Source organism: Lysinibacillus sp. FJAT-14745 (assembly GCF_001275675.1).
Lineage (GTDB): Bacteria > Bacillota > Bacilli > Bacillales_A > Planococcaceae > Lysinibacillus.
The window spans coordinates 524,924-539,128 of sequence record NZ_LITM01000006.1 but is presented as its reverse complement, the minus strand read 5'-3'; the positions used below and the strand labels follow the sequence as shown (position 1 = coordinate 539,128).

At 37.3% G+C, this 14,205-nt stretch carries 24 protein-coding genes; all 24 read right to left on the bottom strand.

The features are described from left to right. Positions 1–145: 145 nt before the first annotated feature. The 24 genes from AMS59_RS25855 to AMS59_RS12580 all read right to left on the bottom strand — a co-directional run bounded on the left by AMS59_RS25855 (position 146) and on the right by AMS59_RS12580 (position 14,189). Positions 146–292, bottom strand: a complete 147-nt coding sequence (locus tag AMS59_RS25855) for a hypothetical protein (RefSeq protein ID WP_199777742.1) — start codon at positions 290–292, stop codon at positions 146–148. 1 nt (position 293) lies between these two features. Then, entirely contained in the window at positions 294–530 is a 237-nt protein-coding gene (locus AMS59_RS12690) for a hypothetical protein (RefSeq protein ID WP_053484088.1), read from the bottom strand. After that, positions 527–1,288: a hypothetical protein gene (locus AMS59_RS12685; protein WP_053484087.1), complete on the bottom strand. Its 762-nt coding sequence runs from the start codon at positions 1,286–1,288 to the stop codon at positions 527–529. The genes AMS59_RS12690 and AMS59_RS12685 overlap by 4 nt, the downstream gene beginning before the upstream one ends. Further along, positions 1,288–1,836 carry a putative phage tail protein gene (locus tag AMS59_RS12680; protein ID WP_053484086.1) on the bottom strand — a complete coding sequence of 183 codons (549 nt, stop codon included), beginning with the start codon at positions 1,834–1,836 and terminating at the stop codon, positions 1,288–1,290. The genes AMS59_RS12685 and AMS59_RS12680 overlap by 1 nt, the downstream gene beginning before the upstream one ends. Further along, positions 1,829–2,920, bottom strand: coding sequence for a baseplate J/gp47 family protein (locus AMS59_RS12675; RefSeq protein ID WP_053484085.1), 1,092 nt, complete (start codon positions 2,918–2,920; stop codon positions 1,829–1,831). The genes AMS59_RS12680 and AMS59_RS12675 overlap by 8 nt, the downstream gene beginning before the upstream one ends. Further along, positions 2,920–3,324 carry a DUF2634 domain-containing protein gene (locus AMS59_RS12670; protein ID WP_053484084.1) on the bottom strand — a complete coding sequence of 135 codons (405 nt, stop codon included), beginning with the start codon at positions 3,322–3,324 and terminating at the stop codon, positions 2,920–2,922. Before AMS59_RS12670 ends, AMS59_RS12675 begins: the two co-directional genes overlap by 1 nt. Then, positions 3,321–3,638 carry a DUF2577 domain-containing protein gene (locus AMS59_RS12665; protein WP_053484168.1) on the bottom strand — a complete coding sequence of 106 codons (318 nt, stop codon included), beginning with the start codon at positions 3,636–3,638 and terminating at the stop codon, positions 3,321–3,323. The genes AMS59_RS12670 and AMS59_RS12665 overlap by 4 nt, the downstream gene beginning before the upstream one ends. 1 nt (position 3,639) lies before the next feature. After that, the gene (locus AMS59_RS12660; protein ID WP_234007759.1) at positions 3,640–4,602 is read right to left on the bottom strand and encodes a hydrolase; all 963 of its coding nucleotides are present in this window, start codon (positions 4,600–4,602) and stop codon (positions 3,640–3,642) included. Continuing rightward, entirely contained in the window at positions 4,595–5,275 is a 681-nt protein-coding gene (locus tag AMS59_RS12655) for a LysM peptidoglycan-binding domain-containing protein (RefSeq protein ID WP_053484083.1), read from the bottom strand. The genes AMS59_RS12660 and AMS59_RS12655 overlap by 8 nt, the downstream gene beginning before the upstream one ends. Next, entirely contained in the window at positions 5,268–7,559 is a 2,292-nt protein-coding gene (locus tag AMS59_RS12650; RefSeq protein ID WP_053484082.1) for a tape measure domain-containing protein, read from the bottom strand. The genes AMS59_RS12655 and AMS59_RS12650 overlap by 8 nt, the downstream gene beginning before the upstream one ends. A gap of 57 nt (positions 7,560–7,616) precedes the next feature. Next, complete coding sequence (locus AMS59_RS12645) at positions 7,617–7,961, bottom strand: hypothetical protein (RefSeq protein WP_053484081.1); 345 nt, start codon at positions 7,959–7,961, stop codon at positions 7,617–7,619. A gap of 73 nt (positions 7,962–8,034) precedes the next feature. Continuing rightward, positions 8,035–8,205, bottom strand: coding sequence for a hypothetical protein (locus AMS59_RS12640; RefSeq protein WP_199777741.1), 171 nt, complete (start codon positions 8,203–8,205; stop codon positions 8,035–8,037). A 26-nt stretch (positions 8,206–8,231) separates the two neighbouring features. Beyond that, complete coding sequence (locus AMS59_RS12635) at positions 8,232–8,663, bottom strand: phage portal protein (protein WP_053484079.1); 432 nt, start codon at positions 8,661–8,663, stop codon at positions 8,232–8,234. 16 nt (positions 8,664–8,679) lie between these two features. Continuing rightward, positions 8,680–8,913, bottom strand: coding sequence for a hypothetical protein (locus tag AMS59_RS12630; RefSeq protein ID WP_053484078.1), 234 nt, complete (start codon positions 8,911–8,913; stop codon positions 8,680–8,682). A gap of 56 nt (positions 8,914–8,969) precedes the next feature. Then, entirely contained in the window at positions 8,970–9,485 is a 516-nt protein-coding gene (locus AMS59_RS12625; protein ID WP_082337485.1) for a phage tail tube protein, read from the bottom strand. Between the two features lie 14 nt (positions 9,486–9,499). Beyond that, entirely contained in the window at positions 9,500–10,822 is a 1,323-nt protein-coding gene (locus AMS59_RS12620; RefSeq protein WP_053484077.1) for a phage tail sheath family protein, read from the bottom strand. A gap of 1 nt (position 10,823) precedes the next feature. Continuing rightward, the gene (locus AMS59_RS25200; protein WP_053484165.1) at positions 10,824–11,015 is read right to left on the bottom strand and encodes a hypothetical protein; all 192 of its coding nucleotides are present in this window, start codon (positions 11,013–11,015) and stop codon (positions 10,824–10,826) included. Between the two features lie 5 nt (positions 11,016–11,020). Next, positions 11,021–11,443: a DUF6838 family protein gene (locus tag AMS59_RS12610; RefSeq protein ID WP_156304638.1), complete on the bottom strand. Its 423-nt coding sequence runs from the start codon at positions 11,441–11,443 to the stop codon at positions 11,021–11,023. Further along, positions 11,433–11,852 (bottom strand): HK97 gp10 family phage protein, encoded by a 420-nt coding sequence (locus AMS59_RS12605; protein ID WP_053484076.1) that lies wholly within the window; start codon positions 11,850–11,852, stop codon positions 11,433–11,435. The genes AMS59_RS12610 and AMS59_RS12605 overlap by 11 nt, the downstream gene beginning before the upstream one ends. After that, positions 11,852–12,214 carry a hypothetical protein gene (locus AMS59_RS12600; protein WP_053484075.1) on the bottom strand — a complete coding sequence of 121 codons (363 nt, stop codon included), beginning with the start codon at positions 12,212–12,214 and terminating at the stop codon, positions 11,852–11,854. The genes AMS59_RS12605 and AMS59_RS12600 overlap by 1 nt, the downstream gene beginning before the upstream one ends. Beyond that, positions 12,208–12,603: a hypothetical protein gene (locus AMS59_RS12595; RefSeq protein ID WP_053484074.1), complete on the bottom strand. Its 396-nt coding sequence runs from the start codon at positions 12,601–12,603 to the stop codon at positions 12,208–12,210. Before AMS59_RS12595 ends, AMS59_RS12600 begins: the two co-directional genes overlap by 7 nt. A 5-nt stretch (positions 12,604–12,608) precedes the next feature. After that, the gene (locus tag AMS59_RS12590; RefSeq protein ID WP_053484073.1) at positions 12,609–12,788 is read right to left on the bottom strand and encodes a hypothetical protein; all 180 of its coding nucleotides are present in this window, start codon (positions 12,786–12,788) and stop codon (positions 12,609–12,611) included. 14 nt (positions 12,789–12,802) lie between these two features. Continuing rightward, positions 12,803–13,858 (bottom strand): major capsid protein, encoded by a 1,056-nt coding sequence (locus AMS59_RS12585; RefSeq protein WP_053484072.1) that lies wholly within the window; start codon positions 13,856–13,858, stop codon positions 12,803–12,805. Positions 13,859–13,874: 16 nt separating this feature from the next. After that, complete coding sequence (locus tag AMS59_RS12580) at positions 13,875–14,189, bottom strand: hypothetical protein (protein WP_053484071.1); 315 nt, start codon at positions 14,187–14,189, stop codon at positions 13,875–13,877. Between the last annotated feature and the right edge of the window lie 16 nt (positions 14,190–14,205).

The following is a 14,205-nucleotide window of genomic DNA, read 5'->3' as shown; positions in this document are numbered from 1 at the left end:
ACACTCCTTTTTATACCATTGATTACTATTAATTTCTATATTTTCTATTTCAATTATGAAAATTCCATTAAGAAATAAAAGATTGAACACCTATATAATCAATAATATTTTGTATAGCTTCTGTTTTTTCGGTTTGTACAAAACGTTATACAACTTGCGACGCTACTAAGATTACTGCTTTTTCTCCTTCATTGATTCGTCCCTTAACCACTTGCTCAGATAGGTATGCTTCGTCAATCCTTTTCATAATCCACATATTTAAGAGAAATAAATATACTATCTTATCATTCATTTTACATTTCTCCTTTCATCAGTAACAAAATCACATCTTCGAGTTGCTTAACACGTTCACTTAATGAAGGTAAAGCGATGTCAAATTCTTGATTATCCGAAAGTATAAACTCCCTAAAATCCAATACACCTATAAATGAAAAAACCTCAAAATCACCATTATAACCGATAATCGCATCGTTTGATTTTACAATGCATTCAGCTTCGAATGTCTGTCCTGCAAAATTTAGTTGCTTCATAGAATATCACCACCACTGCTCTTCGATTCATTGGTTATGCCAACAGGTTGAGTACCAGCTTTACCGATTTTACTTGAGTTATAAGCGACTAGGCCAAATGAGTTTCCTGTCCCAGTGTTTGTTTCACTGTAAACATTAGCACAAGTTTCCGTGTGTAGGGCAGTAGCTTTATTCGATAATTCGCAAGAATAAACACGTCCACTTGCGGCTAAAAAGTGTATTCCGTCAAACGTAGACGGGGTAACATCTTTAAGATACTGAGCAGAAACAAACGTAGAGTAAGAAACTAATAAACCATGTGAATTTGCTGATGAGAATTTTAAACCCCTTAATACAACTGGAACTTGTACACGATTGACAATGATGTTACTAACGATGTGTGTATCTGTTAAAGTCGTGCTTCCGAGCACATTGACAGTGCCAGATCCTCCTAAAATCCCATATAAATTCAACGTTTCATTATAGTTCCCTTCTGCGATATTTATAGTTACATTATGATTTACTATTTGTGGTATCTTACTTATCGCCTTGACTATACTCTTAAATGCTGTCGTTGTTGTTAATCCGTTATTTGTATCTTTACCATTAGCATTAACATAGTAAGTAACATCAGCTATTGTTGATAGACCGTGTACATCGTCTGATAACTTTTTTAACACATTATCGATTTTATCCATATTACTATTTGGCACTCCAACATCATAGAATTCCTCTACACTAGGTTTTTCTAAATTGAAATTAGGCGTATTAGTAGACATTATGACATCACTTCCTCTCGCAATTGTTTATGTGTAAATGCAGCTAATTGAGCATGTGTATAGCGTGCTAATGTATTGTGTTGGTTGTATCGTAATTGAACAGTTAAAACCATGTTCTGAGGCGTTATTCGTTCAAGCATAACTACTACTGAATCAAACATGCCTTTAACGGTCAATTCAATTTTTACACTTAGTATTTTAGCTTCTACATCACGTTTTAGTTCATATTGTCCTTCGCCTAACAAACTATCCAGTAATTGTTTTAGGACTCGATAAGTATACGGTGCCTGTTCTTGGTATCGAGTTAGGATTCTAAATCTTCGAGTTTCAATGGTGTCTGTTGCGAGAACATTTAACTTCAACATTTTTTCATATCTCTCAACGCCTTGTTCATTTGCTGTTACCACAAATTGATTGTCTAGTGTGTCTTCGATTTGTTGCCACAAGCTATCTAACACAGGCTTTTCAACATTGGCAATTGCAACTATTTCTTTTATCTCATGTAAGATTGGAGGCAAATAACCGATAATATCGACCTCTCTAGCCACTTACAACACCTCGCTTCGGTATTGATTCAGGGTCTAATGCTATATTCGATTGCATGCCGTTTAATTTTGTATCAGCAATATCAAGTACACCTGCAACACCTAAAAGTCGACTTTCGATTTGTGCAACACGAACTACAACACCGATATGATCTTCCTCATAACTATTAGCCTTAGCCCACTCTTCTGCAAGCTCTTTAAAATAGTCGTCTATTATTTTCTGAACTTGCCCTTTTATATCATCCCATGTCCAACCTGATTGATAAGTGATGTTTAGAACTACATCGATCAGAATATCATTTACTCCAAATACTGTTACAATATGGTCAATAGGTGCTGTGCCAAACCCTTCTCCTTGATGGTCCAGTGGATCAACAGCTGTTTGTACTTCGTTGATAAGTGTCAGTGTTGGCTTTTCGTATTGAGAATTGATGATTACTAACTTAACCGTACCACCACCATTCCAAGCGCGATAAACACGTACACCACCTACACCAGGTAAGGAACCAACCTTTTCTTTATAATCTGCTCTGTTACCTCCAAAAGCTACTGACTCGAAACTGTTAAAATAGCGAGTACGGAAATTCTCTGTATCTTCTTCGTCATCCCCTGGCACTAATACATCAGTCAATGTAGCAGTTTGCAATCCATCGATATATTCAATCGGTATTAATTGACCTGAAAACAAATTACCGGCATTTCCTGCTGTTTCACATTGCAAAATAAATTGCCCTTGTGAAATGCGTTCAATTACCTTGTAATTTAGGTCGTCCAAACTAAACCGACTTTCAATTGGTACATCAATGTTAAATACACCTTTCCGTTTTGTATAAGTAGCTTCATATGGTTTTAAACCACGCTCGGCTGCTCGACGAATTAGATACTCTCTAGGTGCTGTGTCAGCGAATACCATATCGATAAAATTCTTAACTGTCATCAGCATTTGTATTGTTTCAACACTATTGGCTGCTGTTGCGTTATAGATCATGGAAGTACCTTCCCGTTTATCAAGAGAGTTATCGACACCCGCTAATTTTTGTGCCATTAAATCTTCGTAGGTAGTATCTAAATTTAATGGTTCGGTCATCAGTATTCCACCTCTTTCTCTGCTGTGATTTCACCGAATATGGTGTGAGCTGTGTATTGTACATGTACTTTACTTTTATGAGTGGTGACAACGAAAGAATCAACTTCATTAATGCGATCGTCTTGTAGTAGTGCTTCTCGAATTCGACGTTTTGCCTCACTAGCAACATAAGATACTGACTTACCAAACAAATCTTTAAACTCGGCACCGAAATTCCAAGAATAAATAATGTGATCATATCGCTCCACTGAGAGCATTAAAAAAATCGCTTGTTTCATGGCTTCTAATTCATCTACATAGCCAACACAGCGATTCTTGTCAGATATTAATCTATAGTTTTTCGATGGCTCAATGACTTCCTCGAAATCGAGTGTCAGACCATCGTTGTCAACTTGTGGAATCATTCAACCACCTCTTTATCTATAATGATATATTGTTGGCCGCCTTGTGCTCGAATCATTGTAACTTTATCATCTTGAACTAAGCCGTTATAAATTTTATAAATCTGTTTTGCTCCATTACTGACACTCATTTCGACTTCATAATCTTGAACAGCGCGAGTTAATTTTAAATGCACTTCTTCCAAAATTAACTTTTGATCAATTTGGACCTTCAGAGGGCTTATACTAATGACAGTGCCATAAACGATATTAGATAGTTTTTGTGAGTTTACAGCATCTATTGCAATCCTTTTAATAAGCTTTAAAATATCACTCATATCACGCAATAAAATCACCGCCAATTAGCTTTAAGTCCATGTGATGGGAAGACTCATTGAAGGTGTGCTTTACTGTTTCAACCATCATAAAATTAGCTACAGTCATGTCACCAAGGTACATTTGAACAGCAACTTGACTCCCTCCACGAATCTTTGGATCACCAAATACTTTATTAATGTGTAGCTTCCTTGATTTACGATTATAAAGTTTCAGCATCCCATCAGCTTTCGCTTTACCATTCCCTTTCTCATCGAGCTTATCTGTCATTTGTAAGACGCCCCACTCATTGATTTTGGAACTATCTTGAGCTATATATATTTCACGTTTACCTGTCTTTTTGTTCTCACGCACTAATTTGATCTTGTTATATGTGTTTTCGTCGATGGATGTTGTGTACTCAAATGATTCACCTGAATCTTCATCTATGAGTAAATCGGATTTGAGCATCTTTATATTGCGTAGATTTAACGATCCATAGTCGTCATACAGTACATATAAATCACCGGTACTTAGAGTTGTATCTGATAAGGCGTTATCCATTATTGTAAATAACTCTTGATTATCCTCTATTCTTGAAGCTATGACATGCTTTGTATTGGCAATTATGCCTGTCTTTAATTTAAAGTCATTCGCAATCATTTGAAGTACTTGAGCAGCTGTTTTATTTGCGTATACATAGGTGTCTTTGTTTTTAAAATATCTTAATTGGTCGTAACAAGTAACACTGATAATACGATTATTATTACGTTTTTTCGTGAAAACAAAGCCAAAAAATATCTTATGGCCATCGTAATCAAAGCGAACGGCATCACCTTCGTGGAAACCTAATACTTCATCCTTGACGATGTTAAACGTGAGCTTACCTGGTGTACCTTTACGATGTGTTTCCCATTCAATACCTTCTTCAACCGCACACTCGAAAATACGACCTCTACTCATGATGAATAATTGTGATTTAGCCAAGTTTAATCACCTGCCCAACCTTTATAACGTTTGGATTGCTAATATTATTGAGTTTTGCTAGTTCAGTGTATTTTGAACCGTCTCCTAAATACTTTTTAGCAATAGCCCACAATGTATCACCTTTGACTACAGTGTGTGTTTTCGGCTTCTCTTTGCCTGTTGTAGGACGTTTTTGCTCTACAACAGCCTTTTGTGTAGTCGCGGTGTTAGACGTGCTACTAGGCTTTGTAGTGGGCTGTACAACGATTCGTTTATTACCATATGCTCGATATTGTTTTAGTTGGATACTGACCGTTACATCAAAGCCTTCTTCAGCAGATTCTTTGATCTCGTAATCTTCTATGGTCATTGTCATATTGGTATCGAAAAGTAGATTACCGTTAGGCATCATCCGATTGACAATAAACAGAAATGGCTTAATCGAACCTTTTAATTTCTCTAGTTTTTCGAGATAATAAGCAGCTGGTTGAAAACCATTTGGATAAACAGCAAACGGATATTTGACGTTTGGGAGTAATACCTCAAACTCAATATCCGTTAGCCCTGGTTTCTTTATTACGTTTACTTCACCATCATTCATCAGCACAATCGTTTCGTTACGCCCATTAATTTTAGTAGACATTTCAGATGGAGCAACAGGAAATTGTACACCATCTACAAAAAAGTTATACATCTTCTGTTGGACCTCCTTCTGCTAACATATCTGCTACTTCCTCGGCACGCTCACCAAAACGATCAATAACACCATCGATGTCCATTTCGTTATTGATATGATTTTCATTCTTCATGTCGATGTTAATTTCAGCCGTTGTATATCTATTAATAGCCTCGCGTTCCGCTATGTCACGAAGATATTTCAAATCTTCTCCAGAACCTTCCATTGACTTTGCCATTTTTGCTGTATTGCCAGCCGTTTTACCACCGTTGCGATTTCCCTTATCTAGCTTATCGCCTATACCAGCACCTTTTCCAGCGCCATTCATGGCGTTTTTCATTGCATCTTCAATTGCTTTACCAGAATTACTCTTGTCTTTATTTTTATCAGAACTAAATAAATCAGCTCCCCAGTTGTAGCCAGTGTCCCAAGCAGCGCCCAAAGACTTCATTTCCATTTTAGGGGCTTCCCAGTAATCAGCAGGAGTTTCTCCAACCCAATCATTTACACCTTTCTTTAATTTCGATAAATCTGCCGTTACGGATGTTCTAGCATTAAATTCACTCATTTTTCCGATGTCGATACCAGGTACTTTATTAAGAGCGTCGATAACCCAGTTGATTGCTTGTATCGCCATATTAGCACCGCTAATGAACATATTAGCTAAATTTGTGGCAGCACTATCAAAGCTTCCAATCATACTTATTGCCATATCTAGAGCGTTATTTGCTAAATTTGCAAACAAGCGCTTTACTGTATAGTTTCCGTTAAACCAGATATTTACCCAAAACTCTACGATGGATGCAAAGATGTTCCATAAGTAAGCTATTATATTGTAGATGTGAGTAGCTAGCATCATAAATGCTCCTGCAATTGCACCAGTTGCACTGATTGAGGTTCCAGCAAAGTGATTTACTACACCAATTGCTAAATAAAAAACACCAACTAATGCAATTATCAGTAGGATAATCCATGTTAATGGACATGCATAAAGTGCTGCATTTAAGCCATATTGAGCAGCAGTTTGAGCAAATGTTGCACCAGTAGCCATCATTGTAGCTGCTGCTTGACCTGCTGTGCGGATTGCTAAAATACCTTGCCAAATAGCAGTTGCCATTGTTATTAATTTGATTGTAGTTAAGGCAATACCGTAAGCAATAAGTGCAGCAGTTACTGTACCTACAATAGGACCAATTATTGACCAATGATCGTAAATAAAACTTCCACCAGCTGCCAAAATATCCATCGCAAATATTGCTACATCAGCCATTTGTTTTAAAGCAACTGTTGTACTTTCCATTATCTGTTTAGTTCTGTCGCTGTTAGCCAAGTCATTTATTTTTTGCAAAACTGGTGTAAAAGCCATAAGGGCTCTGTCAGTCATTATCGTCCAAATATCTGACCACTTAGTAGGAATACTACCAAATGCTGCATTTGTTTCTTCTGCTGCATAAAACATGGCATTTTTAATAATGTCCGCTGTAATTACACCATCTGATGCTAACTTTTTAATGTTTGATGCATCAATGTTCATCGCTTCCTCCAAGTAACGCTGAATATTAGCTACAATTGGTTGAGCATTGTCTAAAACTGCATTTAATTCTTCACCTTGTAATTTCCCGGCCGCCATCGCTTGTGTTAACTGCAACATTACTGAGCTGACACCTTCAGCTGAAGTACCTGCAATGGCAAACGTCTTGTTGATTTGTTCAGCAAATGCTACTATTTCTGTAGTATTAGCAAATGCTCCAGATGCTTGCATACCTAACTTACCAACCATATCTGCTGTAGATTGATATGATGTAGCTGTACGTTGAGCTGACTCGAAAATCATCTGTTGTAATTCAGATGTTTTCATCAACATGCTATTTACACCATTAGCAGATTCTGCATTTTTGTGATAAGTACTATTCATCAACTCAAGTCGAGCTTGAGTATTAATCATTTCATCAGATAAACCAATAATGTTTTTTCCTGTTTGAAATGATAAATAAGCAGCTGCTATTCCAATAATTTTATTTAATAATCCGTCTGCTGCACTTGTGCCATCCCTAATATTATTGGTGAATCTTTGTTGTGTCGTAGCTGCATCCGTAACTTCACTTTCAATTCTATTCATTGCATCTGCAGCCATCGCTAATTCTCTACGTGCTAATCCAACACTAGATGTATCTATCATTTGTCCAGATGCAGCATGCATGGCTTCCATCTGATTAACCATCATTGAAACAGCGTTGTGCATTGCACGCATCGGTTGACTCAATTGATCTTGAATTTGAATTGCTGTACGTATTGTAGCCATGATTTCACTCCTTTTAGGCATAATAAAAAGCACTCAAAATGAGTGCTTAAATACTTTTTAGAACATCTTTTGGATGAATGCTTTATAGATTTTTTCATCAATTTCAATAAGACTTTTCTTTCCGTCTTTAAATTCTACTGCTATTACATGTGTTCCTTTACTTTTGGCAGTAAGTCCTGCTAACAAGCCTACAGGTCCTAACAATGCGCCTCCGACTAAACCTCTTGTAATACCAGAAGCTGCACTTTTGCGATGTTCTTCAGTTATTACCTCATAATTCGATACATTTTCTTTCGTTAGTTCAATCGGAGGTTGTTTAGGGTTTGGATAAACACCTGCTATTACGAACCCCATAACTAAACTTCCCTCATACTCACCGGCTATAACTTTATTTCGTGCCATTTTTATCCCCCCTCATAAATAAATATACCTAATATGGAGAGATTTCACTATATTAAATTGGCATAATTGGTATTTATCGCTTTCTTCGTCTTCTGCCTTTGCCATTTTTAGCTTCCTTTTCATGTTGTTCATCTGTATCACGTTTAAGTTGAACAGCAGCTATAACAAATGCTTTTTCATACCTTGGTAAATTATCAAACTCAGACGGCCACTTATGGAGCTTATGTAAACAGTAATAAGCCACATTCGCCTCATAGTCACCGTCCTCAATTAGTTTTTTGCTTCTTCAACTAATTCATCCATACCGACATCAAAGCCGTTGATTTTTTGTACAGTTGCTAAGTATTCGTCATATTCACCTGGTAACAACATCTTTTTCAATAATTCTTTAGCACCCATTACTCCGTATGATTTCTGTAGCTCTACATCATGTAAATTAGGGAATATAGTACATTTAGCAGCTAAATCAGCTAAGTAAGCTGTGTAGTTTGTTTCTGGCACCATCACACCTTTTTTGCCTGGTACAGGCATGCGTTTTGTATTGTCTTTTCGTAATAAATCATCTTCATCAGAAGTGATGGCAGCAACTTCCCATTCCATTGGCTTTTTAGTTTCTGGATTAACAAATCGTTTTGAAACAACAACTTTCTCATTCTCAGGTTTTAATGCGTTTTGTGCTAAAAATGCAGTTAAATTTGACATATTATTTTACCTCCGATTATTTTTTCTTAATTACATATTCCGTGTTTGTAGTATCAATTGTGACAATGCCACTTACAGGAATATCGATTTCTATTTTCATACCTGCATGTATATCTATCATGTTGGCAGATAACCTTTCAGCATTGTTAATAAAGTGATGACCAATATCTTCAATAACTTTTTTGTATACTTCTTTAGGTTCTTCACCACTTACAAATGTATCTGTAATATCATTTACATTTAACGGCATTAAGAATCGCTCCTTTTTTGAATAGATGAAAAGAGCCCACAAAGTGAGCTCAAGTCTTATAACATTTCTTTTAACGTTGAAAATTCTTCTGGCATATCCCAATCCTCAAACGTAAAGTCGATTTCGTCTTCTAGGTATTCTGCGTCTGCGTCAAGTGCAGCGATAGTACCACCATCCATATTACAGTCTATTAGAATAGTTGTTTGACGACCGACCGTAGATGAACCATCCTCATTAGTCACCTGAATATCAAAGTAAACATCCTCACCAGTATCTTTGTAACGTTTTAATAATTTACGGAATATCGATGTATTGAAGTAGAATGTCGCATTGCCTGAATACTCAGCACCAGTTGCTTTATTACCTTTACTAATGCGCCCCATGATTGGCACTTGTGTTTTTGTTTTTTCCATTTTAGCTTCTAAATTAATTAACTGAGCAAATAAGTAACGATTGCCTTCAATCGTCACATACGCTCGTCCTTGTGCACCATGAATGGCATCACGAGCATGCATGGTAGTATTTGCGAAATACTGAAGATCCAACGGAATTAACAATTTGTTTGGTTTCAATTTGATTCCCTCCCTTACGCTACTGTAGTTGTGATATAAAGTTGAGACATCGCTACAGTAGGATTCACAACTTCATTCACTACAACAGCTTTCTTAGAATTACCTTGCTCTACAGTTAACTCATCTTTGTTGTAATTTTGGAGTGCTCTAATACGTTGCATTTCCATTCGGTGAGCACCAATATCATTCCATAATGAAATGCGTCCGTCTTGGTCATTTGGTACTTGACCAAGGTATCGAGTATTGAATAGATGAGCTGTATCGATTGCGATTTGATCAAGAACACGAATAACTTGGTTCATGTTAAAATCTTCGTTTTTATCCACCGTAAACGAAGTAAATGTGTTCACATCTTCAAGGACACGAACTTCGTCACCTACACGATGGAAAATATATTTCCCGCCTTTTAAAAGCGCAGTTAGTTGAGATTGTGTCTTTGTTTCAGACATATCAAGTGTGAATTCACCATCGTATTTCTTGTTAGTATTTGATTTATTTACAGCGACGCCAGCTTGTGCACCGGTAGCCCAATATACTGCTCCGAATACTTCTTCGCCATCGCTAATAGCATCATTTTGTACATCGATAATACCTTCATGGTCAGGTGTGCCGAGTTTATGGCCTACTAGTTGGAACTTGCCACCTACTTGATCACGAATACGTTTTGTATATTCAATATATAAAGATTTGATTAGATTGTCTTTTGATAAACAGCCTAGTGTATTGAAACCGTAAGCCTCTAATGCGTCTAGCGCTTCCTGATGTGCACCGCCTGTGATAGCAGAGCCATTTGAACCACCTGTTAATGGTGTGCCAGCTGTTAATGTTAGTGTTGCATCTGACTTAAATGTAACGAAGTCATTAGCTTTCAAATCAGCAGCATTATCTACAGCTATCTGTTCGTCTACTAGTACGTTAGCTAATAGAGTTTGAACATCAAACTTCGTTGGTTCATCCACATTAGCTTGAATAACAATGGTGATATCGTTTCCGCGTACACCTTTGTACTTTGCTGTTGCATAGTTATTTTTAGCTGCTACTGCACCCACAGCAAGCTTGTAGAAAAATACTGTGATAGCATTTTTGAATACATCGCGAATGCCTTTTAGTTTTGGATCAGTGTAATCATAGCCAAAGATTTTACGAGAATCTTTTTGTAAATCCTCTTGTGTTACTGCGAATACATCGCCGTCTACGCCCCAATCTAGAGGTATTGGTAGACCGACATAACCACGATCACTTAGATTTACAAAAGCACGAGCTTTACTAATAAAGTTGTGATAAGTACCTGGTAGTACTTTGTTTTGTGTTAAAAATGGACCTCCACCTAATGCCACGTTATTTACCTCCCTTATCGAATTTCTTTAGAACCCCATCCACTTCAGTGAATGAGTATGTTTTGCCATCTTCCAGTAATGCATTTAGTGCATCACGACGAGCCATGTATTTATTACTTTTCACAATTTGTTCTTTTGTAAATTCTGGCTCTTTTTTTGCTTCGCCTTTATTTGACTCACTCTTTGTTACCACCACATTCACCCTTTCGTTTTTATGTGTTGCTCTAGCGAGCCCATGAAAATCTTCTCTTCAATTTCCTGTAGAAAGAAATTGAAACGAATAAAGTTATGACCTATACCATCCACTACCTCACTGTTTGCTCCTGTACCAAGCATTAGAGAGCCATTTAACAGTGTTATTTCTTTTAGTGCTTGTTGTACCTTCAAAGTCATATTGGATGCCTCAGACAAGCCGTTTTTAGGGAAATACTGAACGTTAAATAATGTTGTTACTTTCCATCGATTTCCGATTTGTCTTATATGCTCTAAACTCAAAAATTGAATTAAAAAAGCAGGAGTCTTAAACCCCTGCGGTACTTCATCAATATATTTTTTATAGTCGCTACCAAAAGCTTCGTGAAGCTTAACGGATATAGCGTTTTGAATATCATTAATCTCCATCAAAAGCCTCCTTTAGCATAGTGTATAGCTTTTTTTCAAGTAGCTTTGGTGCTTGTTGTTCTACTTCATCTGCTGAAATAGTCATCATAAAGCGACCGTTTACCCAACCTTCATGGTTTCTTGTTCTGTGGCCAAACTCAACGTACTGCGCGTAATCCACACCATTGATAACCTCTATTCCGTAGATAGAACCACTCTTTTTTACTTGTCCAATAGTCCATCCACGCCTTAAAGTTCCTCCATCTATAGGAGCTACAGGAGTACGTCTAATTACTTTCCCTAACATTCTAGCTGCTAACTCCTTGGCTGCTGCTTCACAGAAATTATCAAAATCAGCACCAGCTAACTTAGCTAACTTTCGCTCGAATGCTTTTAGTTGTCGATAATCAACACGTCCACCTCTGCCCATTATGCATACTCCTTAAATAGATCTAGGACAATCTCTTGATGATCCATAAAGATACCTGGCTTACCTGAGCGAGTGTATTGTTCAGTAACCTTATCTTGAGTAACGATAATTTTACACCCTGCAGGTATTTCATATTCATTACCTAACGAAAGTTTGATTTGTTCAGCAATTATAGCTGGCCCACCCGTTGAGGAAGCGCTTGTTAGCGTTTTATGTGATAGCTTGCACATAAGATTCTCATATAACGTCACTTCTTTAGATTGCGTAACATGAGTAATAGGATCCTCAACTTCTTGCCACGCCTTCACTGTACAATTACCTCGCCATAGCTTTTCTAATGCCTTACGTCTCGCGCTTACCATGTTAGTACCCTATAACGGACAAAATCAACTTCATTGTGCTGTAGGTAAACTACAAAGGCATTGAATTGAGCTTCCGGAGTATTGTTGGCTTCGACTGCAAACACCACATTTGTGTCGCCATCCTGCACCTGTTTAGCAACGACTTCAAAATTGAGTGTTTCAACATCAAGTAGGCCCATAGACTTTTTTGTAAGCAGAAATTCTCCAACAACCATATCTACAGCAATTTCGTGTAGGCCTTGTGGCACTGTATAAAGGTTTGTTTGGTTATTGATGTGATTGGTCACTTTATCGATAGCGAATTTTAGTAACATATCGTCTGAACTACTTGGAGCACTTGATAGAGTGACTCCTAAAGCAGATAACCGCATTACTGTATCAAGATACATGCAAATCACTCGCTTTCTACTGTTTTAGTAGATCGAGTAGCTTTTTTAGGCTCCTCTAATTGTTCCATTGTTGATTCTATAAAATGTTTTTCATCAATAGTCAATTCATCGCCGACTAAAAAACGCTCTCCTTTATAACGAATTGGGAAAGCGTCATTTTTAACTTTTACTTTAATATTTGCCACTAGAAGCAACCTCCTTATGCAATCGGTTGTGCTTGGAATACATTTTGAGCTTCCGGGAATGATGGAATAGCTGTAGCAGCTGCTTTTGCCCATGTTGATACTGGATCTTTTCCTTCTTCATACACCATACCGATAACTTTGCCGATTGTAGACATTTCAACGTCAGAAGCACTACGGATAAGACGAGATTCTTCTGGTGTTGGGCCATATAACGATTCACCAAGTGGTCCATCACCAAACATTACAAATTTATTGTCTGGGAAGTAGCTCTTTGTTGTATATGTGCCATCAGCATTTTGCTCACGATATTTCGTGTTTGAATTTGCTTCGTATACAGCAATAGTTGGTAAACCTTGTTGTGCAAAGAATGCATTTAAGTCTGCTAAATTAGCTACACGTGCAGAACCTGCACCATATAGGTATCCGATAATCTTCGGATTACGTAAAATAAGTCCTGCGATTTTCTTAGAAGTTAAAGCACGAGTTGGCGTAATATCTAACGCGCCAGACCAACGTTCTAAATCTCCTAAAATATCTTCTGAACCAGTTCCCCATTGATCAGTACCAGCAAGTGCTTCTTTATGGTCTGTTGGTACACCATAGTCAACTGTAACGGTCGGTGATGTACTGTTTGCAGTGTTTAATGCTAATTTCAACTCACCAGTTGTTAATGCTTGCATACGCATTAATTCAACACGAGCACGTACATCATTTGCTGCTTTGTCGATTAAGTTGAATACACGTTGCATTAAAAATTGTTGTTCCTGCGCTGTACGTGGGAATTGTAAAGCAATCAAATCCTTTTCAGTAATTTGATACTTTTTCTTGATATAAGCAGCCTCCAACACTTGTTTAGCAGCCTCCAATGAACCAATCTCTGCCTCTGTATCAAAAGAGTGTACTTTTGCAATGACTGGCAGTTCATTTGCTCCTACGAGGTACTCAAATTCAAGCGTGTCGTGTTTAACTTCTGGAAAAAGCGCTTCTCCAATACCGTAAGTTTGATATTGACGTTCTTTCATGTAATCTAATACTGTTTTTTGACCAAATAACTCTAAAATGTCTGGCATATTGATTTCCCTCCAATTATCGGAATTTAATTTCTTTTAATGCTGTTTTAGCAGCATCTTCTGGTGCTGTGTGCAATCGTGCTTCCAGTACATATGCTTCAACGATTAAAGAACCTGGTTGTGGTCCATTTGTTACATCAACATCGGTATACAAGATGCCTACAGCTGTCGCATCATTAGTTGGTAAGATTGTACCTGCCTTTACAATTTTCTTACCATTCGCATCGGGTGTTACACCTACATCACTCACTAAATAAGTAAATGCTTGTACTTTTGATGATGCTAAAAAATTTGCTCGTTGGAATTTTTCAATTGCTTTTACATACGGCATATAAAATCCTCCTTTT